The 22,205-nt window shown below is 60.4% G+C and carries 20 protein-coding genes; all 20 read left to right on the forward strand.

The window, feature by feature from the left end; all coding sequences use genetic code 11:
• The first annotated feature begins 165 nt into the window (after positions 1–165).
• Entirely contained in the window at positions 166–1,383 is a 1,218-nt protein-coding gene (locus tag HU722_RS17915) for a serine hydrolase domain-containing protein (protein WP_065890768.1), read from the forward strand.
• Between the two features lie 69 nt (positions 1,384–1,452).
• Positions 1,453–1,899, forward strand: coding sequence for an NUDIX hydrolase (locus HU722_RS17920; RefSeq protein WP_186752811.1), 447 nt, complete (start codon positions 1,453–1,455; stop codon positions 1,897–1,899).
• Between the two features lie 58 nt (positions 1,900–1,957).
• Positions 1,958–3,082, forward strand: coding sequence for a tRNA 2-thiouridine(34) synthase MnmA (mnmA, locus tag HU722_RS17925; protein ID WP_065890766.1), 1,125 nt, complete (start codon positions 1,958–1,960; stop codon positions 3,080–3,082).
• Positions 3,079–3,702, forward strand: a complete 624-nt coding sequence (gene hflD / locus HU722_RS17930; RefSeq protein ID WP_065872067.1) for a high frequency lysogenization protein HflD — start codon at positions 3,079–3,081, stop codon at positions 3,700–3,702. The genes mnmA and hflD overlap by 4 nt, the downstream gene beginning before the upstream one ends.
• A 125-nt stretch (positions 3,703–3,827) precedes the next feature.
• Positions 3,828–5,198 (forward strand): adenylosuccinate lyase, encoded by a 1,371-nt coding sequence (gene purB / locus HU722_RS17935; protein WP_065872066.1) that lies wholly within the window; start codon positions 3,828–3,830, stop codon positions 5,196–5,198.
• An 83-nt stretch (positions 5,199–5,281) separates the two neighbouring features.
• A complete protein-coding gene (locus tag HU722_RS17940) occupies positions 5,282–6,448 on the forward strand; it encodes a ribosomal protein uL16 3-hydroxylase (protein WP_065881884.1) in 1,167 nt (388 codons plus the stop codon).
• Positions 6,441–6,863 (forward strand): GNAT family N-acetyltransferase, encoded by a 423-nt coding sequence (locus HU722_RS17945; RefSeq protein WP_049712672.1) that lies wholly within the window; start codon positions 6,441–6,443, stop codon positions 6,861–6,863. Before HU722_RS17940 ends, HU722_RS17945 begins: the two co-directional genes overlap by 8 nt.
• Positions 6,864–7,068: 205 nt before the next feature.
• Positions 7,069–7,806, forward strand: a complete 738-nt coding sequence (locus tag HU722_RS17950; protein WP_065881881.1) for a secretin N-terminal domain-containing protein — start codon at positions 7,069–7,071, stop codon at positions 7,804–7,806.
• A gap of 490 nt (positions 7,807–8,296) precedes the next feature.
• Entirely contained in the window at positions 8,297–9,622 is a 1,326-nt protein-coding gene (gene aceA, locus HU722_RS17955) for an isocitrate lyase (RefSeq protein WP_065872064.1), read from the forward strand.
• Positions 9,623–10,273: 651 nt separating this feature from the next.
• Positions 10,274–10,687 carry an NADH-quinone oxidoreductase subunit A gene (locus HU722_RS17960; protein WP_003219575.1) on the forward strand — a complete coding sequence of 138 codons (414 nt, stop codon included), beginning with the start codon at positions 10,274–10,276 and terminating at the stop codon, positions 10,685–10,687.
• A 10-nt stretch (positions 10,688–10,697) separates the two neighbouring features.
• Positions 10,698–11,372 (forward strand): NuoB/complex I 20 kDa subunit family protein, encoded by a 675-nt coding sequence (locus tag HU722_RS17965; protein WP_012724951.1) that lies wholly within the window; start codon positions 10,698–10,700, stop codon positions 11,370–11,372.
• Between the two features lie 72 nt (positions 11,373–11,444).
• Positions 11,445–13,229 carry an NADH-quinone oxidoreductase subunit C/D gene (nuoC, locus tag HU722_RS17970; protein WP_065890764.1) on the forward strand — a complete coding sequence of 595 codons (1,785 nt, stop codon included), beginning with the start codon at positions 11,445–11,447 and terminating at the stop codon, positions 13,227–13,229.
• 2 nt (positions 13,230–13,231) lie between these two features.
• On the forward strand, positions 13,232–13,729 hold the full coding sequence (gene nuoE / locus HU722_RS17975) for an NADH-quinone oxidoreductase subunit NuoE (protein ID WP_065872062.1): 498 nt from the start codon (positions 13,232–13,234) through the stop codon (positions 13,727–13,729).
• Complete coding sequence (gene nuoF, locus HU722_RS17980; RefSeq protein WP_065872061.1) at positions 13,726–15,081, forward strand: NADH-quinone oxidoreductase subunit NuoF; 1,356 nt, start codon at positions 13,726–13,728, stop codon at positions 15,079–15,081. Before nuoE ends, nuoF begins: the two co-directional genes overlap by 4 nt.
• A gap of 135 nt (positions 15,082–15,216) precedes the next feature.
• The gene (nuoG, locus tag HU722_RS17985) at positions 15,217–17,931 is read left to right on the forward strand and encodes an NADH-quinone oxidoreductase subunit NuoG (protein WP_065890763.1); all 2,715 of its coding nucleotides are present in this window, start codon (positions 15,217–15,219) and stop codon (positions 17,929–17,931) included.
• Complete coding sequence (gene nuoH / locus HU722_RS17990; RefSeq protein ID WP_012724954.1) at positions 17,928–18,935, forward strand: NADH-quinone oxidoreductase subunit NuoH; 1,008 nt, start codon at positions 17,928–17,930, stop codon at positions 18,933–18,935. The genes nuoG and nuoH overlap by 4 nt, the downstream gene beginning before the upstream one ends.
• Positions 18,936–18,946: 11 nt before the next feature.
• Positions 18,947–19,495, forward strand: coding sequence for an NADH-quinone oxidoreductase subunit NuoI (gene nuoI / locus HU722_RS17995; protein WP_003174725.1), 549 nt, complete (start codon positions 18,947–18,949; stop codon positions 19,493–19,495).
• Between the two features lie 9 nt (positions 19,496–19,504).
• Complete coding sequence (gene nuoJ / locus HU722_RS18000; RefSeq protein ID WP_049712667.1) at positions 19,505–20,008, forward strand: NADH-quinone oxidoreductase subunit J; 504 nt, start codon at positions 19,505–19,507, stop codon at positions 20,006–20,008.
• 2 nt (positions 20,009–20,010) lie between these two features.
• Positions 20,011–20,319: an NADH-quinone oxidoreductase subunit NuoK gene (gene nuoK / locus HU722_RS18005; RefSeq protein WP_003174727.1), complete on the forward strand. Its 309-nt coding sequence runs from the start codon at positions 20,011–20,013 to the stop codon at positions 20,317–20,319.
• Positions 20,316–22,169 carry an NADH-quinone oxidoreductase subunit L gene (nuoL, locus tag HU722_RS18010; protein ID WP_065872059.1) on the forward strand — a complete coding sequence of 618 codons (1,854 nt, stop codon included), beginning with the start codon at positions 20,316–20,318 and terminating at the stop codon, positions 22,167–22,169. The genes nuoK and nuoL overlap by 4 nt, the downstream gene beginning before the upstream one ends.
• Positions 22,170–22,205: the final 36 nt, after the last annotated feature.

The following is a 22,205-nucleotide window of genomic DNA, read 5'->3' on the forward strand; positions in this document are numbered from 1 at the left end:
CGGTGTCGCTGATGTGACGATTGCGGGCTGATCTTCACACAGCAGGAAAATCCGGAACCCGAAAGGGTCCCGGATTTTTTTTGCGTTTTTTTTGGAGAATGGGCGCAGGACTTGCTTTGGGTTTTGGCTCAAGCCATTCAGAAAACCATACATAGGGAAGTTTCCATGCAAAGAGCTCACTTCCAAGCGCTGGCCTGGGCTTCAGCGATCGCACTGCTGACCGCCTGCGCAACCCATTCGCCGCCCTATCCCCACGCACAGGAGCCGATTGGCGACGTGCAGACGATGTACGACGGCAAACTAAGCCCCGACGCAGCTGTCAGCACCTTTCGCAACATCGACCGCTTATTCCCGGTGCGCACCATTCCAGCCGGCGGCCACCCGCTTCCACTGCCGCGCAGCAGCCAACCACTGGGCCCGGTCACATTCGACTACGAAGGCAAACGCTACAGCCTCGATGACTATGTCACCCTGAACCGGGTAACAGGCCTGCTAGTGATCAAGGACGGTCAAGTCGTTACTGAACGCTACGAAAAAGGCAACACACCGGCTACCCGCTGGATGTCGATGTCAGTGGCCAAATCGATTACCTCGACCCTCGTCGGCGCTGCACTGCAGGATGGCTCGATCAAAAGCCTTGATGACAAAGTGACCCGCTACCTGCCCGCACTGGCTGGCAGCGGTTATGACCAGGCCACGGTACGTCAGGTCCTGGCGATGCGCTCCGGGGTCAAATGGAGCGAAAAGTATGCTGACCCCACATCAGACCGCCGCATGATGCTCAAGCTGCAAACCGAGCAAGTACCCGGCTCCGCGCTCAAATTCATGGCCAGCCTGCCCAGCGCCGCGCCTCCTGGGACCCGAACCAACTACAGCACCGGCGAAACCCAAGTCTTGGGACAACTGGTCAGCGCCGCAGTGGGCAAGCCGCTGGCGCAGTACCTGAGTGAGAAGATCTGGGCGCCGTACGGCATGCAAACCGACGCCAACTGGTGGCTTGATGGCCCTAACGGCAATGAAGTGGGCGGTAGCGGCATCAGCGCAACGCTGGAAGATTACGGGCGGTTCGGACAATTCGTACTCAGCGGCGGCAAGGCCGGCGACAAGCAAGTGTTGCCCAAGGACTGGATGAGCTTTGCCAGCGCCACCACCGGCACCGATCCCGCGTACGGTGATTTTGCCTCCATGTGGTGGCCCGCATGGACCGACGCCTCCAAGGCCGACAAAACCTTCACGGCTGCAGGCATTTTCGGCCAGTTCATCTACATCAACCCTAGCAAAAAAGTGGTGATCGTCGTGTGGCAAGCGCAAACCAAAGCCACCGGCGGTGAAGTCATTGACGACATGGTCGCCTTCGACGCCATCACCAAGGCCGCGAAGTAAACGACAGGGGCGCTCGGCGGGCGCCCCTGTATGATGCGCGTTTGCCCCTCTGATTCATCGAGAACTCCCATGACCTGGCAACCCCACATCACCGTCGCTACCCTCGTCGAAGACAACGGCCGCTTCCTGATGGTCGAAGAACTCAAGGGCGGCCGCGCCGTACTCAACCAACCCGCCGGCCACCTCGACACGCATGAAACCCTGATCGAGGCCGCCGTACGCGAAACCCTTGAAGAAACCGGCTGGGACGTCGAAGCCACCAGCCTCGTCGGCATCTACCTGTACACCGCCCCCAGCAATGGCGTGACCTACCAGCGAGTCTGCTTTACCGCCAAAGCCCTGAAACACCACCCGGACTATCAACTCGACGAAGGCATCATCCGCGCCCGCTGGCTGACCCGTGACGAGCTGATGGCCCTGCGCGACAGCTGGCGCAGCGAGCTGATCATCCGCTGTATCGACGATTATCTGGCCGGCCAGCGCCACAGTCTCGAATTGATCCGCCCTTCTCTTTAGCCTTGAAGGCTCGGGCCTGATAGAATCGCGTCCTTTTTCAAGACACCCGTTGAAACCTATGCGTGATCCAGCCCCTTCTGACACCCAAAAGAAGCTCGTCATCGTCGGCATGTCCGGCGGCGTGGATTCTTCCGTTTCCGCCGTTCTGCTCATGGAGCAGGGTTATGAGGTGGAAGGCCTGTTCATGAAGAACTGGGAAGAAGACGATGGAACGGAATATTGCACCGCCATGGACGACCTGGCGGACGCCCAGGCCGTGTGCGACAAGATCGGTATCAAGCTGCACACCGCCAACTTTGCCGCCGAATACTGGGACAACGTGTTCGAGCACTTCCTGGCCGAATACAAGGCCGGCCGCACGCCGAACCCAGACATCCTGTGTAACCGTGAAATCAAGTTCAAGGCGTTCCTCGACTACGCGATGATGCTCGGCGCCGATCTGATCGCCACTGGCCACTACGTGCGCCGCCGCGACATCGAGGGCCGCACCGAACTGCTCAAGGGCCTGGACCCGAACAAGGACCAGAGCTACTTCCTGCACGCCGTTGGCGGTGAACAGATCGCCAAGACCCTGTTCCCGGTGGGTGAGCTGGAAAAGCCCGAAGTACGCAGGATCGCCGAGAAACACGGCCTGGCCACCGCCAAAAAGAAGGATTCGACCGGGATCTGCTTTATCGGCGAGCGCCGCTTCAGCGACTTCCTCAAGCAATACCTGCCGGCGCAACCGGGTGAAATCAAAACCACCGAAGGCGACGTCATCGGCCGTCACCATGGCCTGATGTACCACACCATCGGCCAGCGCCAGGGCTTGGGCATTGGCGGCTTGAAAGACGCCGGTGAAGAGCCGTGGTACGTGCTGGTCAAGGACCTGGAACACAACGTGCTGATTGTTGGCCAGGGCAACGAACATCCATTGCTGTTCTCCGGCGCCCTGCTGGCTTCCGAGATCTATTGGGTCAACCCGATCGACCTGAGCAGCCCGCGTCGCCTGACCGCCAAAGTGCGCTATCGCCAGGGCGATCAGCCCTGCACCCTGGAAAAAACCGCCACCGGCTATCGTGCGACGTTCGATGACCCGCAGCGCGCAGTCACCCCTGGCCAGTCCGTGGTGTTCTATGACGGCGAAATCTGCCTGGGCGGCGGCGTGATTGAAGTGGCCGAAGCCTGGAGCAACCCCGCATGAGCCCGACCCAGGAGCAATTGACCGCGCTGGGCGGGGTTTTCCTGGCTGCGGTGTTGGTGGACAAGATCGCCAAGACCGGCCAGGTCACCGAAGCCGGACTGACCTGCATGCTTGGCAGCCTGCTGATCCGCGACCCCAAGGACACCCTGGAAGTCTACGGGGGTGACGATATCGCGCTGCGTGAAGGTTACCGCGCGCTGATCGGCGCCCTTGAGCGCGACCCCAGCACCTTGCAGCGCGAGCCGTTGCGCTACGCGCTGTCGATGCTCGGCCTTGAGCGTCAACTGGCCAAGCGCGAGGACATGCTCGAGGTCATCGGCAAGCGCCTGCCGCAAATCCAATCCCAAGTGGAACACTTCGGCCCGGCCCACGAAAACGTGGTTGCCGCCTGCGGTGCGCTGTACCAGGACACCTTGAGCACCTTGCGCCAACGAATCCAGGTACACGGCGACATGCGCAACCTGCAACAGCCAAACAACGCCTCGAAAATCCGCGCCCTGCTTCTGGCCGGTATTCGCTCGGCGCGCTTGTGGCGCCAGTTGGGCGGACATCGTTGGCAGTTGGTCATCAGCCGTCGCAAATTGCTCAAAGAACTTTACCCGTTGATGCGCAACGAATAAGTCGCACCAGCCGCTCATTTTCAAGCCGTTACGCGTAATACGCCGGTCAGTTGGCAACGGACCGGCGGATTTTTTCATGTATGATACGCGCCCCATTTCGTTGCCCGACTGTCCGAGAACACCCCATGCAGCTTTCTTCGCTCACTGCGGTTTCCCCTGTTGACGGCCGCTACGCCGGCAAAACCCAGGCCCTGCGCCCTATTTTCAGCGAATACGGCCTGATCCGTGCTCGCGTACTGGTTGAAGTGCGCTGGCTCCAGCGCCTGGCCGCTCACCCCGCCATCAGCGAAGTGCCGGCGTTTTCCGCGCAAGCCAACGCTGTGCTCAACACCTTGGCGGAAAACTTCTCCCTGGAGCACGCCGAGCGTGTGAAAGAGATCGAGCGCACCACCAACCACGACGTCAAAGCCATCGAATACTTGCTGAAAGAGCAAGCGGCCAAGCTGCCGGAATTAGCCCAGGTCAGCGAGTTCATCCACTTTGCCTGCACCAGCGAGGACATCAACAACCTGTCCCACGCCCTGATGCTGCGCGAAGGCCGTGATGACGTCATGCTGCCGCTGATGCGCCAGACCGCTGAAGCCATCCGCGAACTGGCTATCCGTTTCGCCGATGTGCCGATGCTGTCGCGCACCCACGGCCAGCCGGCATCGCCAACGACCTTGGGCAAAGAACTGGCCAACGTGGTGTACCGCCTGGAGCGCCAGATCGCTCAGGTCGCAGCCGTGCCACTGCTGGGCAAGATCAACGGCGCCGTAGGCAACTACAACGCCCACTTGTCCGCCTACCCTGAGATCGACTGGGAAGCCAACGCCCGCGCCTTCATCGAAGACGAGCTGGGCCTGGGCTTCAACCCGTACACCACGCAGATCGAACCGCACGACTACATTGCCGAGCTGTTCGACGCCATTGCGCGCTTCAACACCATCCTGATCGACTTCGATCGCGATATCTGGGGCTACATCTCCCTGGGCTACTTCAAGCAGCGCACCATTGCCGGTGAAATCGGTTCGTCGACCATGCCGCACAAGGTCAACCCGATCGACTTCGAAAACTCCGAAGGCAACCTCGGCATCGCCAACGCCCTGTTCCAGCACCTGGCCAGCAAGTTGCCGATCTCCCGCTGGCAGCGCGACCTGACCGACTCCACCGTACTGCGCAACCTCGGTGTGGGCTTCGCTCACAGCGTGATCGCCTACGAAGCCAGCCTCAAAGGCATCAGCAAGCTTGAGCTCAACGCGCAGAAGATCGCCGCTGACCTGGACGCGTGCTGGGAAGTCCTGGCCGAGCCAATCCAGACCGTGATGCGCCGTTACAACATCGAAAACCCTTACGAGAAGCTGAAAGAGTTGACGCGCGGCAAGGGCATCAGCCCCGAAGCACTGCAAACTTTCATCGACGGCCTGGACATGCCAGCCGCCGCCAAGGCCGAGCTGAAGCTGCTGACCCCGGCCAACTACATCGGCAACGCTGTAGAGCAAGCCAAGCGCATCTGATTACCGCAAGACCCTTGAGACGCCCGGCCGCGCCGGGCGTTTTTATTTCAGTCTGAAAAGTGCATTTTTTCAATAGGTTACACATGAATCCTGATATCCCTCTTCAACTTCTGGGCGGCATCACGGCACGGGAATTCCTGCGCGACTATTGGCAGAAAAAACCGCTGCTGATTCGTCAGGCCATTCCTGATTTCGAAAGCCCGATCGACGCCGACGAACTGGCCGGCCTGGCCCTGGAAGAAGAAGTCGAATCGCGCCTGGTGATCGAACACGGCGAGCGTCCGTGGGAACTGCGTCGCGGCCCGTTCGCTGAAGACGCCTTCAGCACCCTGCCCGAGCGTGAGTGGACCCTGCTGGTGCAGGCCGTCGACCAGTTCGTACCGGAAGTGGCCGAGCTGCTGGAGCAGTTCCGCTTTCTGCCGAGCTGGCGCATCGACGATGTGATGATCAGCTTTGCGGCCCCGGGTGGCAGCGTGGGTCCGCACTTCGACAACTACGATGTGTTCCTGCTGCAAGCCCAGGGCAAGCGCAACTGGAAAATCGGCCAGATGTGCAACTCCGAAAGCCCGCTGCTGCAACACGCTGACCTGCGCATCCTCGCCGAATTTGAAGAAAGCGCCGAATGGGTCCTGGAACCGGGCGACATGCTCTACCTGCCGCCGCGCCTGGCGCACTTCGGCATTGCCGAAGATGACTGCATGACCTACTCGGTCGGCTTCCGCGCGCCAAGCGCCGCTGAAGTGCTGACCCACTTCACCGACTTCCTGGCCCAGTACCTGACCGACGAAGAGCGTTACACCGACGCCGACGCCCAACCCGTCAGCGACCCGCACCAGATCCAGAGCGACGCCCTCGACCGCCTCAAGAGCCTGCTGGCCGAGCACATGAGCGACGAGCGCATGCTGCTGACCTGGTTCGGCCAGTTCATGACCGAGCCACGCTACCCGGAACTGGTGGCCGGTGAAGAAGTGGGCGAAGAAGACTTCATCAGCAGCCTGCAAGACGGCGCGATCCTCGTGCGCAACCCGAGCGCGCGAATGGCCTGGTCGGAAGTGGACGACGACGTGCTGCTGTTCGCCAGCGGCCAGAGCCGTTACTTGCCAGGCAAATTGCGCGAGCTGTTGAAGCTGATCTGCGCCGCCGACGCCTTGCACGCTGAAAACCTCGGCCCATGGCTGGCGGATGAAGACGGTCGCGACCTGCTGTGCGAATTGGTCAAGCAAGGCAGCCTGGGATTTGCCGATGAATAAGATTCACGTACGTGTCGCGGACTGGCGAAAGGATATCGACGAGATTCGGCGCATTCGTGAAGCGGTGTTTATCGCTGAACAATCGGTTCCACCGGAGCTGGAGTGGGACGCGGACGACGCTGGCGCCATGCACTTTCTTGCATTTGAGGGCGACTTTCCGATTGGCACTGCACGCCTGCTGCCCAGCGGCGAGATTGGTCGCGTGTCGGTACTCAAGGACTGGCGCGGGCTGAAGGTCGGCGACAAGCTGATGGAAGCGGTGATCGGCGAGGCCGAGAAACGCGGCCAGACCCGGCAGTTTCTGAGTGCGCAGGTTTATGCGGCGCCGTTCTATGAGCGGTTGGGTTTCAAGATTGTCAGTGATGAGTTTCTTGAAGTCGGGATTCCGCATGTGGATATGGTGCGCGGGGACTGATCCGGGGCACTGGCTTGTAGTGAGCGGGCTTGCCCCGCGCTGGGCTGCGCAGCAGTCCTAAAACCAGACGCCGAGTTCTTCCAGAAAGAACTCGGCGTTTTTATTGGGGCTGCTGCGCAGCCCAGCGCGGGGCAAGCCCGCTCACTACACGCCAGGCCGACAAACTGGCAAACTCAAGCCCAAATGACTCGCAGAGATCACGGACATGTCCCTACGCACCCTGCTCACCGCCCTTCTCCTGACCGCCAGCGTCTCGGCCATGGCCGACACTGAAGTCGTCAACCTGAGCAACCGCACCAGCGCCGACCTACTGCCTGTGGCACAGAACTTCATTGGCAAGGACGGCACCGTCAGTGCCTACGGCAACCAGCTGATCGTTAAGGCCGACCCCGCCAAGATCCAGGACTTGCGCGCCCTGCTCTCGCAACTGGACACCCCGGCCAAGCGCTTGCTGATCACCGTCGACACCAACGAAAGCAATCAGCAGAACAGCGGCGACAGCCAGACCCGCATCATCAGCTACGGCACCACCAGCCGCGACGGCGGTATCCAGCAGATCCAGGCCAGTGAAGGCGTACCCGCCTTGATCCAGGTGGGTCAAAGCGTACCGCTCACTACCACCCAGCAAGACAGCTATGGCCGTCTGCAAAACCAGACCCAGTACCGCAACGTCACCCAGGGCTTCTACGTCACAGCCAGCGTCACCGGTGAAACCGTGCACCTGGCAATCAGTACCAACCGTGACCGCATGAGCCAGGAACGTCCCGATGTAGTGAACGTGCAAAGCACCGACACAACCGTCAGCGGGCAGTTGGGCGAGTGGATTACCCTGGCTGGCATCAATCGCGAAACCCAGGCCGACAAATCCTCTACAACCCGCAGCTACTCTACTCAGGGCCGCGACGACCTAACGGTGCGGGTCAAGGTCGACACCCTGAACTGAAGCACCAAAAACTGACTGATGAGTCGTATTAGACTAAAGATGTAGTGCTCAAAAAAAAGCACTACAAAACATTTGACGATCCAAAAAAGCATGGGCATGATGGCCTCGCTCCCGCTAATCAGGGGCCCTGGCAAGGGCCTTCGGATCGCCGCTCTAAGCTACCCACCTGAGCCGATTCGTGTCTGTACCGCCCACAAGGTGTGTTTGACGAGGTTGCGACTGGAACGAAGTTGTCCCGAGGGACGGAAGCTAACCAGGTAACCCGGCTACACGCTGCTGAACACCTAAGGGCCCACGACGCCTGAAGACTGTTCCTGGTCTGCCTTTACCTGCTCCCCCCTCTCGCCAATCGTTCATCCCGTCGCATTCCCCGCCAGACCCGACATGACCGCCTAAGCTTCTGGTCAGCGAGCAGCCCTGCCCACGCATTGAATGCAGGGCTGGCAAATGGATTTTTCCACCACACGAAGACGCGACGAGGTTTACTTCCATGGCACTGACACGCGAACAGCAAATTGCAGCCCTTGAGAAAGACTGGGCTGAAAACCCACGCTGGAAAGGCGTGACCCGCGCTTATTCCGCTGCTGACGTCGTCCGCCTGCGTGGCTCGGTTCAACCTGAGCACACCTTTGCAAAACTCGGCGCCGAGAAGCTGTGGAACCTGGTCACCCAAGGTGCCAAGCCTTCCTTCCGTCCCGACAAAGATTTCGTCAACTGCATGGGCGCCCTTACCGGTGGCCAGGCAGTCCAACAGGTAAAAGCCGGTATCCAGGCAATCTACCTGTCCGGCTGGCAAGTGGCGGCGGACAACAACTCCGCTGAATCCATGTACCCCGACCAATCGCTGTACCCGGTGGATTCGGTTCCAACCGTGGTCAAGCGCATCAACAACTCGTTCCGTCGTGCCGACCAGATCCAATGGAAAGCTGGCAAAGGTCCGGGCGACGAAGGCTACATCGACTACTTCGCCCCCATCGTGGCTGACGCTGAAGCCGGTTTCGGCGGCGTACTCAACGCCTACGAGCTGATGAAGAGCATGATCGAGGCAGGCGCTGCCGGCGTGCACTTCGAAGACCAACTGGCTTCGGTGAAGAAGTGCGGCCACATGGGCGGCAAGGTACTGGTGCCAACCCAGGAAGCCGTACAGAAGCTGACCGCTGCCCGCCTGGCCGCTGACGTTGCCGGCACACCAACCATCATCCTGGCGCGTACCGATGCCAACGCCGCTGACTTGCTGACCTCCGACTGCGACCCGTACGACCAGCCATTCGTGACCGGCGAACGTACCCAGGAAGGTTTCTACAAAGTGCGCGCCGGTCTCGACCAGGCGATCGCCCGTGGCCTGGCCTACGCGCCGTACGCCGATCTGATCTGGTGCGAAACCGCCAAGCCGGACCTGGACGAAGCCCGTCGTTTCGCCGAAGCGATCAAGAAGGAATACCCGGACCAACTGCTGTCGTACAACTGCTCGCCTTCCTTCAACTGGAAGAAAAACCTGGACGACGCGACCATCGCCAAGTTCCAGCGCGAACTGTCCGCCATGGGCTACAAGCACCAGTTCATCACCCTGGCCGGCATTCACAACATGTGGCACAGCATGTTCAACCTGGCGCACGACTACGCCCGCAACGACATGACCGCCTACGTGAAGCTGCAGGAGCAAGAGTTCGCTGACGCCGCCAAGGGCTACACCTTCGTGGCGCACCAGCAGGAAGTGGGCACCGGCTACTTCGACGACATGACCACCGTGATCCAGGGCGGCTCCTCGTCCGTGACCGCGCTGACCGGTTCGACCGAAGAAGAGCAGTTCCACTAAGTATCGAGTACACGGCCACTGCGTAACCGTTCAAAAGCTAACCGCAGTGCCGCACAACAATCACGCCCCGACTGGTTCGGGGCGTTTTTTTGCGTGAAAAAATCTGACTGACGCAATGCAGAGCAGATGTTGGAGCTGGCTTGCCTACGATGGCGGCGTGCCAGTCACCACATTCTTTTGCTGACACACCGCCATCGCGGGCAAGCCCGGCTCCCACAGAGACCGAGCCGGGTACTTTTTGTGCAAAACATTGATCCAGAGCGGTATTTGCCAGAGCCCAATCGGTTAAAAGATCCCAATCGGCAACTAAGCCGCAATCAACCAAGTAACGGCAACTTCCCGCGCCACACGAGAAACATTCGCTTAAACCCCACGCAAACAATATTCATTATCATTTGACTCATAAAAACTTCGTTACCGGTTAAACAAAACACATTTGATTAAATGCCCGCTAATGCCCGTCCCATAAGGGCTACAGCCCCAAGAAGGTGCACTATGTGCTTATTCCACCGAATAATTTCGCCCTAGGAATTTTACTTGCCCGGTGTTTAGCCATAAAATCACCGCGATTGATTGCAGTGCGACATATCGTCACTGCATCGTTACTTTTTCGAGCTCAGAGACCTTTGCTCTCTGTTAAGGATTTCCAGCATGACCGAAGCGACAGGACTCATGGCCCACAACTGGGGCTTTGCCATTTTCCTCCTCGGTGTTGTAGGCCTTTGCGCCTTCATGCTCGGTGTCTCCAGCCTCCTCGGGTCAAAAGCCTGGGGCCGCAGCAAGAATGAACCGTTCGAGTCCGGCATGCTGCCTACAGGTGGCGCCCGCTTGCGGCTCTCAGCCAAATTCTATCTGGTCGCGATGCTGTTCGTGATCTTCGATATCGAAGCCCTTTTTCTCTTTGCCTGGTCTGTGTCCGTCCGCGAAAGCGGCTGGACCGGATTCGTCGAAGCCCTCGTTTTCATAGCAATTCTGTTGGCAGGCCTTGTCTACTTGTTCCGAGTGGGCGCCCTTGATTGGGCTCCGGAAGCTCGTCGTAAGCGGCAAGCGAAGCTGAAACAATGAGGCTTTGGCGATGCAATACAATCTCACCAGGATCGACCCGGATGCTCCTAACGATCAGTACCCTATCGGCGAACGGGAAACCGTTTCCGATCCGTTAGAAGATCAAGTCCACAAAAACATCTACATGGGCAAGCTGGAAGACGTGCTGAGTGGCGCGGTCAACTGGGGGCGTAAAAACTCCCTGTGGCCGTACAACTTCGGTCTGTCCTGCTGCTACGTGGAAATGACCACCGCCTTTACGGCGCCCCACGATATCGCGCGCTTTGGCGCCGAAGTTATCCGGGCATCGCCGCGTCAGGCGGATTTCATGGTTATCGCCGGTACCTGCTTTATCAAGATGGCGCCGATCATTCAGCGTCTCTACGAGCAAATGCTCGAACCAAAGTGGGTTATCTCCATGGGTTCGTGCGCCAACTCCGGTGGCATGTACGACATCTACTCCGTGGTTCAAGGGGTGGACAAGTTCCTGCCCGTGGACGTCTACGTGCCTGGCTGCCCGCCCCGCCCTGAAGCGTTCTTGCAAGGCTTGATGCTGTTGCAGGAATCGATTGGCAAGGAGCGTCGCCCGCTTTCCTGGGTCGTCGGCGATCAAGGCGTGTATCGCGCCGAGATGCCGTCGCAAAAGGAACAGCGCCGCGAACAGCGTATCGCAGTCACCAACCTGCGCAGCCCCGACGAAGTCTGATCCAGCACCGCTTCTTTTATAGAACGAAAACCTGGCTTCATTCTTTACGTTGACCGAAAGCGATAAAAAACCATGACTACAGGCAGCGCTCTGTACATCCCGCCTTATAAGGCAGACGACCAGGATGTGGTCGTCGAACTCAATAACCGTTTTGGCCCTGACGCCTTCACCGCCCAGGCCACACGCACCGGTATGCCGGTGCTGTGGGTGGCGCGTGCCAAGCTTGTCGAAGTCCTGACCTTCCTGCGCAACCTGCCCAAGCCGTACGTCATGCTCTATGACCTGCATGGCGTGGACGAGCGTCTGCGCACCAAGCGTCAAGGCATGCCGAGCGGCGCCGATTTCACCGTGTTCTATCACCTGCTGTCGATCGAACGTAACAGCGACGTGATGATCAAGGTCGCGCTGTCCGAAAGCGACCTGAGCGTACCGACCGTGACCGGCATCTGGCCGAACGCCAGCTGGTACGAGCGTGAAGTCTGGGACATGTTCGGTATCGACTTCCCGGGCCACCCGCACCTGACGCGCATCATGATGCCGCCCACCTGGGAAGGTCACCCGCTGCGCAAGGACTTCCCTGCCCGCGCCACCGAATTCGACCCGTACAGCCTCAACCTCGCCAAGCAACAGCTTGAAGAAGAGGCCGCGCGCTTCCGTCCGGAAGACTGGGGCATGAAACGCTCCGGCACCAACGAGGACTACATGTTCCTCAACCTGGGCCCGAACCACCCTTCGGCTCACGGTGCCTTCCGTATCATCCTGCAACTGGACGGCGAAGAAATCGTCGACTGCGTGCCGGACATCGGCTACCACCACCGTGGTGCCGAGAAGATGGCCGAACGTCAGTCGTGGCACAGCTTCATCCCGTACACCGACCGTATCGACTACCTCGGCGGCGTGATGAACAACCTGCCGTACGTGCTCTCGGTCGAGAAGCTGGCCGGCATCAAGGTACCGGACCGCGTCGACACCATCCGCATCATGATGGCCGAGTTCTTCCGGATCACCAGCCACCTGCTGTTCCTGGGTACCTATATCCAGGACGTTGGCGCCATGACCCCGGTGTTCTTCACCTTCACCGACCGTCAGCGTGCCTACAAGGTCATCGAAGCCATCACTGGCTTCCGCCTGCACCCGGCTTGGTACCGCATCGGCGGTGTGGCCCACGACCTGCCGAATGGCTGGGAGCGCCTGGTCAAGGAATTCATCGACTGGATGCCCAAGCGTCTGGACGAGTACCAAAAGGCAGCGCTGGACAACAGCATCCTCAAAGGCCGTACCATCGGCGTCGCCCAGTACAACACCAAAGAAGCCCTGGAATGGGGCGTCACCGGTGCTGGCCTGCGTTCGACCGGCTGCGATTTCGACCTGCGTAAAGCGCGCCCGTACTCCGGCTACGAGAACTTCGAATTCGAAGTCCCGCTGGCGGCCAACGGCGATGCCTACGACCGTTGCATCGTGCGCGTCGAAGAAATGCGCCAGAGCCTGAAGATCATCGAGCAGTGCATGCGCAACATGCCGGCCGGCCCGTACAAGGCGGATCACCCGCTGACCACGCCGCCGCCGAAAGAGCGCACGCTGCAGCACATCGAAACCCTGATCACGCACTTCCTGCAGGTTTCGTGGGGCCCGGTAATGCCGGCCAACGAATCCTTCCAGATGATTGAAGCGACCAAGGGTATCAACAGTTATTACCTGACGAGCGATGGCGGCACCATGAGCTACCGCACCCGGATTCGTACCCCAAGCTTCCCGCACTTGCAGCAGATCCCTTCGGTGATCAAAGGCGAGATGGTCGCGGACTTGATTGCGTACCTGGGTAGTATCGATTTCGTTATGGCCGACGTGGACCGCTAAGCATGAATAGCACGCTTATCCAGACAGACCGTTTCACCCTGAGTGAAACCGAGCGCTTGGCCATCGAGCACGAGCTGCATCACTACGAAGACCCGCGCGCGGCGTCGATCGAAGCCTTGAAGATCGTCCAGAAGGAACGTGGCTGGGTGCCTGACGGTGCCCTCTACGCCATCGGCGAGATCCTTGGCATCCCCGCGAGCGACGTTGAAGGCGTGGCGACGTTCTACAGCCAGATCTTCCGCCAGCCGGTGGGTCGCCACATCATTCGCGTGTGCGACAGCATGGTTTGCTACATCGGTGGCCACGAGTCGGTGGTCAGCGAGATCCAGAACAAACTGGGCATCGGCCTCGGCCAGACCACCCCGGACGGCCGCTTCACGCTGCTGCCGGTGTGCTGCCTGGGCAACTGCGACAAGGCGCCGGCGTTGATGATCGACGACGACACATTCGGTGACGTACAGCCTGCTGGCGTGACCCAATTGCTCGAGGGCTACCCATGACCCTGACCTCTTTCGGCCCGGCCAACCTGATCAAGCGTTCGGCCGAGACTCACCCGCTGACCTGGCGCCTGCGTGACGACGGCGAGCCGGTATGGCTCGACGAGTACCAGGCCAAGAACGGTTACGCCGCTGCGCGCAAAGCCTTCGCCGACATGGCCCAGGACGATATCGTCCAGACCGTGAAAGACGCCGGCCTTAAAGGCCGCGGCGGTGCAGGCTTCCCCACGGGTGTTAAGTGGGGCCTGATGCCCAAGGACGAATCCATCAACATCCGCTACCTGCTGTGCAACGCGGATGAAATGGAACCGAACACCTGGAAAGACCGCATGCTGATGGAGCAACTGCCCCATCTGTTGATCGAAGGCATGCTGATCAGCGCCCGCGCATTGAAAACCTACCGTGGCTACATCTTCCTGCGTGGCGAATACACCACCGCCGCCAAGCACCTCAACCGTGCGGTGCAGGAAGCCAAGGCAGCGGGCCTGCTGGGCAAGAACATCCTTGGTTCGGGTTTCGACTTCGAACTGTTCGTGCACACCGGCGCCGGGCGTTATATCTGCGGTGAAGAAACCGCACTGATCAACTCTCTCGAAGGCCGCCGCGCCAACCCGCGCTCCAAGCCGCCCTTCCCTGCCGCCGTGGGCGTGTGGGGCAAGCCAACCTGCGTGAACAACGTGGAAACCCTGTGCAACGTGCCGGCGATCATCGCCGACGGCGTCGACTGGTACAAATCGTTGGCTCGCGAAGGCAGCGAAGACATGGGCACCAAGCTCATGGGCTTCTCCGGCAAGGTCAAGAACCCTGGCCTGTGGGAGCTGCCATTCGGCGTGACCGCGCGCGAGCTGTTCGAGGACTACGCCGGCGGCATGCGCGACGGCTACACCTTGAAAGCCTGGCAGCCAGGCGGCGCCGGTACCGGTTTCCTGCTGCCTGAGCACCTCGACGCGCAAATGTATGCCGGCGGCATCGGCAAGGTGGGCACCCGGATGGGTACCGGCCTGGCGATGGCGGTCGACAACACGGTGAACATGGTTTCGTTGCTGCGCAACATGGAGCAGTTCTTCGCGCGTGAATCGTGCGGTTTCTGCACCCCCTGCCGCGACGGCCTGCCATGGAGCGTGAAGCTGCTGATGGCCCTGGAAAATGGCGAAGGCCGCGAGGGTGATATCGAAACCCTGCTCGGCCTGGTCGGCTTCCTTGGCCCAGGCAAGACCTTCTGTGCTCACGCACCGGGCGCCGTGGAGCCATTGGGCAGCGCAATCAAATACTTCCGCTCGGAGTTCGAAGCCGGCATCGCGCCTACCAGCGCCGCCGTCCCGCCTCTGGCGAGGCCGATCGTAGTCGGCGCGTAACGCTTTAAAAGGCGAAGGGTCCGTGCCTTTCGCCTTCTCATGTGCTGACGCCTTTAGGGCTGTGTAGATGCACATGAATAACAAGATTCCATTAGCCACGCCCGCTGACAACGGGCCAACGAAGAACTTTGAACCATGGCCACTATCCACGTAGACGGCAAAGCGCTCGAAGTCGATGGGGCAGACAACCTGTTACAGGCATGTCTCTCACTAGGCCTCGACATCCCGTATTTCTGCTGGCACCCCGCGCTTGGTAGCGTCGGTGCCTGTCGCCAGTGTGCGGTCAAGCAATACACCGACGAGAACGACACCCGTGGTCGTATCGTCATGTCGTGCATGACGCCAGCCACCGACAACACCTGGATCTCCATCGACGATGAAGAATCCAAGGCGTTCCGCGCCAGTGTCGTCGAATGGCTGATGACCAACCATCCCCACGACTGCCCGGTCTGTGAGGAAGGCGGTCACTGCCACCTGCAAGACATGACGGTGATGACCGGCCACAACGAGCGCCGTTATCGCTTCACCAAGCGCACCCACCAGAACCAGCAACTGGGCCCGTTCATTTCCCACGAGATGAACCGCTGCATCGCTTGCTATCGCTGCGTGCGTTTCTATAAAGACTACGCCGGCGGCACCGACCTCGGCGTGTTCGGCGCCCACGACAACGTGTACTTCGGTCGCGTTGAAGACGGCGTGCTTGAAAGCGAGTTCTCCGGCAACCTCACCGAGGTCTGCCCGACCGGTGTGTTCACCGACAAGACCCACTCCGAGCGCTACAACCGTAAGTGGGACATGCAGTTCTCGCCGAGCATCTGCCATGGCTGCTCCAGCGGTTGCAACATCTCCCCGGGCGAGCGCTACGGCGAACTGCGTCGCATCGAAAACCGCTTCAACGGTTCGGTCAACCAGTACTTCCTGTGCGACCGTGGCCGTTTCGGTTATGGCTACGTCAACCGCGAAGACCGCCCACGCCAGCCGCTGCTGGCCGATGGCGCCAAGCTGAGCCTCGACGCGGCGCTGGATAAAGCCGCCGACCTGCTGCGCGGCCGCAACATCGTCGGTATCGGTTCGCCACGCGCCAGCCTCGAAAGCAACTTCGCGTTGCGCGAACTGGTCGGCGCTGAGCACTTCTACAGCGGTATCGAAGCCGGTGAACTGGAGCGCATCCGCCTGGTCCTGCAAGTGCTGAACGACAGCCCGCTGCCCGTTCCGAACATGCGCGACATCGAAGACCACGACGCCATTTTCGTGCTCGGTGAAGACCTGACCCAGACCGCTGCGCGTATCGCGCTGTCGCTGCGCCAGTCGGTGAAAGGCAAGGCTGAAGACATGGCCGACGCCATGCGCGTACAGCCTTGGCTCGACGCCGCGGTGAAAAACATCGGCCAGCACGCGCTGAACCCGCTGTTTATTGCAAGCCTCGCTGAAACCAAGCTCGACGATATCGCTGAAGAATGCGTACACGCAGCACCGGACGACCTGGCGCGCATCGGTTTCGCCGTGGCCCACGCCCTCGACGCCAGCGCACCGGCGGTCGAAGGCCTGGACACTGAAGCCGTTGAACTGGCCCAGCGTATCGCCGACGCCCTGCTGGCCGCCAAGCGCCCATTGATCATTGCCGGCACCTCCTTGGGTTCCAAGGCGCTGATCGAAGCCGCCGCCAACATCGCCAAGGCCTTGAAGCTGCGCGACAAAAACGGCTCCATCAGCCTGGTCGTACCGGAAGCCAACAGCCTCGGCCTGGCCATGCTCGGTGGCGAGTCCCTGGACGCGGCCCTGCAAGCCGTGATCGACGGCAACGCCGACGCCATCGTCGTGCTGGAAAACGACCTGTACACCCGCACGGATTCGGCCAAGGTCGACGCCGCGCTGGACGCGGCCAAAGTACTGATCGTTGCCGACCACCAGAAGACCGCCACCAGCGAGCGTGCAAACCTGGTGCTGCCAGCCGCTACCTTCGCCGAAGGCGACGGTACCCTGGTCAGCCAGGAAGGCCGCGCCCAGCGCTTCTTCCAAGTGTTCGACCCGAAATACATGGACGCCAGCATCCTGGTCCATGAAGGCTGGCGCTGGCTGCATGCCTTGCGCGCGACCCTGCTGAACCAGCCAATCGACTGGACCCAGCTCGACCACGTCACCGCTGCCACCGCCGCAAGCGCGCCGCAGCTGGCACGTATCGTCGACGCCGCACCATCCGCCGCGTTCCGCATCAAGGGCATGAAACTCGCCCGTGAGCCGCTGCGTTACTCCGGTCGTACCGCCATGCGCGCCAACATCAGCGTGCACGAACCGCGTACGCCGCAGGACCCGGACACCGCGTTCAACTTCTCGATGGAAGGTTACTCGGGTTCGGTCGAGCCACGTCAGCAGGTGCCATTTGCCTGGTCGCCGGGCTGGAACTCGCCGCAGGCCTGGAACAAGTTCCAGGACGAAGTCGGTGGTCACATCCGCGCTGGCGACCCGGGCACCCGCCTGATCGAAAGCACCGGTGACTCGCTGAACTGGTTCGCCGCCGTACCGCGTCCGTTCAACCCGGCCCCGGGCACCTGGCAGGTTGTGCCGTTCTTCCACCTGTTTGGCAGCGAAGAGACCTCTTCGAAAGCCGCGCCGGTACAAGAGCGCATTCCAGAAGCCTACGTGGCCCTGGCCAAGTCCGAAGCCGATCGCCTGGGCGTCAACGACGGTGCCCTGCTCAGCCTGAACGTGGCTGGCCAGACCCTGCGCCTGCCGCTGCGCATCAACGAAGAGCTGGGTGCTGGCCTGGTTGCCCTGCCGAAAGGCATCGCCGGTATTCCAGCGGCGATCTTTGGCAAAACCGTTGACGGTCTGCAGGAGGCAGCGCAATGACTTGGTTCACGCCTGAAGTGATTGACGTGATCATCTCGGTGGTCAAGGCCATCGTGATCCTGTTGGCCGTGGTTGTCGCGGGCGCTCTGCTCAGCTTCGTCGAACGCCGCCTCTTGGGCTGGTGGCAGGACCGTTACGGTCCGAACCGCGTTGGCCCATTCGGCATGTTCCAGATCGCTGCCGACATGCTGAAAATGTTCTTCAAGGAAGACTGGACCCCGCCGTTTGCCGACAAGGTGATCTTCACCCTGGCACCGGTCGTGGCCATGAGCGCCTTGCTGATCGCCTTCGCGGTCATCCCGATCACCCCGACCTGGGGCGTGGCGGATCTGAACATCGGCTTGCTGTTCTTCTTCGCCATGGCCGGCTTGTCGGTCTACGCGGTGCTGTTCGCGGGTTGGTCGAGTAACAACAAGTTTGCCCTGCTGGGCAGCTTGCGGGCTTCGGCCCAGACCGTGTCCTACGAAGTCTTCATGGGCCTCGCGCTGATGGGCATCGTGGTGCAGGTGGGCTCGTTCAACATGCGCGACATCGTCGAATACCAGGCGCAGAACCTGTGGTTCATCATTCCGCAGTTCTTTGGCTTCTGTACCTTCTTCATCGCTGGCGTCGCCGTGACTCACCGTCACCCGTTCGACCAGCCGGAAGCGGAACAGGAACTGGCCGACGGTTACCACATTGAATATGCCGGTATGAAATGGGGCATGTTCTTCGTCGGTGAATACATCGGCATCATCTTGATCTCGGCCCTGCTGGTCACGCTGTTCTTCGGCGGCTGGCACGGTCCATTCGGCATCCTGCCGCAGTTGGCGTTCTTCTGGTTCTTCCTGAAGACCGCGTTCTTCATCATGTTGTTTATCCTGCTGCGCGCTTCCATTCCGCGTCCACGATACGACCAGGTGATGGATTTCAGCTGGCGCTTCTGCCTGCCACTGACCCTGATCAATTTGCTGGTGACGGCTGCCGTTGTGTTGTTGAACACGCCAGCGGCCGCGGTTCAGTGAGGATTTGACCCATGTTCAAATATATTGGCGACATCGTTAAGGGTACCGGTACCCAGTTGCGAAGCCTGGTGATGGTGTTCGGTCACGGCTTCCGCAAACGCGACACCCTGCAATACCCGGAAGAAGCGGTGTACCTGCCGCCGCGTTATCGCGGCCGTATCGTGCTGACCCGTGACCCCGATGGCGAAGAGCGTTGCGTAGCCTGCAACCTGTGCGCCGTGGCGTGCCCGGTGGGTTGCATCTCCCTGCAGAAAGCTGAAACCGAAGACGGTCGCTGGTACCCGGACTTCTTCCGCATCAACTTCTCGCGCTGCATTTTCTGCGGCCTCTGCGAGGAAGCTTGCCCGACCACCGCAATCCAGCTGACACCGGATTTCGAGATGGCCGAGTTCAAACGTCAGGACCTGGTGTACGAGAAAGAAGATCTGCTGATCTCTGGTCCCGGTAAAAACCCTGATTACAACTTCTATCGTGTTGCAGGTATGGCCGTTGCTGGTAAGCCGAAAGGCGCCGCACAAAACGAAGCCGAGCCGATCAACGTGAAGAGCTTGCTGCCTTAAGGAAGAAAGATGGAATTCGCTTTCTATTTCGCGTCCGGTATTGCAGTGGTGTCCACGCTTCGCGTGATCACCAACACCAATCCTGTGCACGCCCTGCTCTACCTGATCATTTCGCTGATCGCCGTGGCCATGACCTTTTTTGCACTCGGCGCGCCGTTCGCCGGTGTGCTGGAAGTGATCGCCTACGCCGGCGCCATCATGGTGCTGTTCGTGTTTGTGGTGATGATGCTCAACCTCGGTCCGGCTTCGGTCGCCCAGGAACGCGTCTGGCTCAAGCCCGGCATCTGGCTCGGCCCAGTCATCCTCGCAGCGCTGCTGCTGGCTGAACTGCTGTATGTGCTGTTCGCTCACCAGAGCGGCCAGGCCATCGGCCACACCACCGTAGACGCCAAGGCCGTGGGCATCAGCTTGTTCGGCCCGTACCTGCTGGTGGTCGAACTGGCTTCGATGCTGCTGCTCGCCGCAGCCATCACTGCCTTCCACTTGGGCCGCAACGAAGCCAAGGAGCAATGACGATGCCTGCTATCCCTTTGGAGCATGGTCTGGCGGTCGCCGGCATCCTGTTCTGCCTTGGCCTGGTCGGCCTGATGGTTCGCCGTAACATTTTGTTCGTGTTGATGAGCCTGGAAATCATGATGAACGCCGCAGCACTGGCGTTCATCGTGGCAGGCGCACGTTGGGGCCAGCCGGATGGACAAGTCATGTTCATCCTGGTGATCAGCCTGGCAGCCGCCGAGGCCAGTATCGGCCTGGCGATCCTGCTGCAACTGTATCGTCGCTTCCACACGCTTGATATCGACGCTGCCAGTGAGATGCGCGGATGAACATGATCTTTCTGACTTTCGTATTCCCCCTGATCGGTTTCCTGCTGCTGTCGTTCTCTCGCGGACGCTGGTCGGAAAACCTTTCTGCCCTGATCGGTGTGGGTTCCATTGGCCTGTCGGCCATCGTGGCCGCCTACGTCATCTGGCAATTCAACGTGGCGCCGCCGGAAGGCGGTCACTACACCCTGGTGCTGTGGCAGTGGATGTCGGTGGAGGGCTTCAAGCCCAACTTCGCCCTCTATGTCGACGGCCTGTCGATCACCATGCTTGGCGTGGTGGTGGGCGTGGGCTTCCTGATCCACCTGTTCGCGTCCTGGTACATGCGCGGTGAAGCGGGCTATTCGCGCTTCTTCTCGTACACCAACCTGTTTATCGCCAGCATGCTGTTCCTGGTGCTCGGCGATAACCTGTTGTTCCTGTACTTCGGCTGGGAAGGCGTGGGCCTGTGCTCGTACCTGTTGATCGGTTTCTACTACAGCAACCGCAACAACGGTAACGCGGCACTCAAGGCGTTTATCGTCACGCGTATCGGCGACGTGTTCATGGCCATCGGCCTGTTCATCCTGTTCCAACAGGTGGGCACGCTGAACATCCAGGAACTGCTGGTGCTGGCACCGCAGAAATTCCAGGTCGGCGACTTCTGGATCACCCTGGCCACCCTGATGCTGCTGGGCGGCGCTGTCGGTAAATCCGCGCAACTGCCGCTGCAAACCTGGCTGGCGGACGCGATGGCCGGCCCTACCCCGGTTTCCGCACTGATTCACGCGGCAACCATGGTGACTGCGGGTGTCTACCTGATCGCGCGTACCCACGGCCTGTTCACCCTGGCGCCGGATATCCTGCACCTGGTGGGCGTAGTGGGCGGCGTGACCCTGGTACTGGCCGGCTTTGCCGCGCTGGTCCAAACCGACATCAAGCGTATCCTCGCCTACTCGACCATGAGCCAGATCGGCTACATGTTCCTGGCCCTGGGCGTGGGTGCCTGGGACGCGGCGATCTTCCACCTGATGACCCACGCCTTCTTCAAGGCCCTGCTGTTCCTTGCGTCCGGTGCGGTGATTGTTGCCTGCCACCACGAGCAGAACATCTTCAAGATGGGCGGCCTGTGGAAGAAACTGCCACTGGCCTACGCCAGCTTCATCGTCGGTGGTGCCGCCCTCGCAGCCCTGCCGCTCGTGACCGCCGGTTTCTACTCGAAAGACGAAATCCTCTGGGAAGCCTTTGCCAGCGGTAACCAGAACCTGCTGTACGCAGGCCTGGTGGGTGCGTTCATGACCTCGCTGTACACCTTCCGCCTGATCTTCATCACCTTCCACGGTGAAGCCAAGACCGAAGCACACGCAGGCCATGGCATTTCGCATTGGTTGCCTTTGTCGGTACTGATCATCCTGTCGACCTTCATCGGCGCACTGATCACCCCACCCCTGGCCGGTGTACTGCCGGAAAGCGCTGGCCATGCTGGCGGCGCGGCCAAGCACAGCTTGGAAATCGCCTCGGGCGCCATCGCCATCGCGGGTATCCTGCTGGCGGCCCTGCTGTTCCTCGGCAAACGTCGCTTCGTGACTGCCGTTGCCAACAGTGGCATTGGTCGTTTCCTGTCGGCCTGGTGGTTTGCTGCCTGGGGCTTCGATTGGCTCTACGACAAACTGTTCGTCAAGCCTTACCTCGCCATCAGCCATGTACTGCGTAAAGACCCGCTCGACCAGACCATCGGTTTGATCCCGCGTGCCGCCAAGGCCGGTCACACCGCCCTGAGTCGCAGCGAGACGGGCCAATTGCGTTGGTATGCAGCTTCCATGGCGGCAGGTGCCGTGCTGGTGATCGGCGCCATCGTTGTGGTAGCGGTTTGACTATGAACATTGCGATCTTTGCGAACTTGCGAAAGG

The sequence above is a fragment of the Pseudomonas tritici genome, assembly GCF_014268275.3.
GTDB classification, from domain to species: domain Bacteria; phylum Pseudomonadota; class Gammaproteobacteria; order Pseudomonadales; family Pseudomonadaceae; genus Aquipseudomonas; species Aquipseudomonas tritici.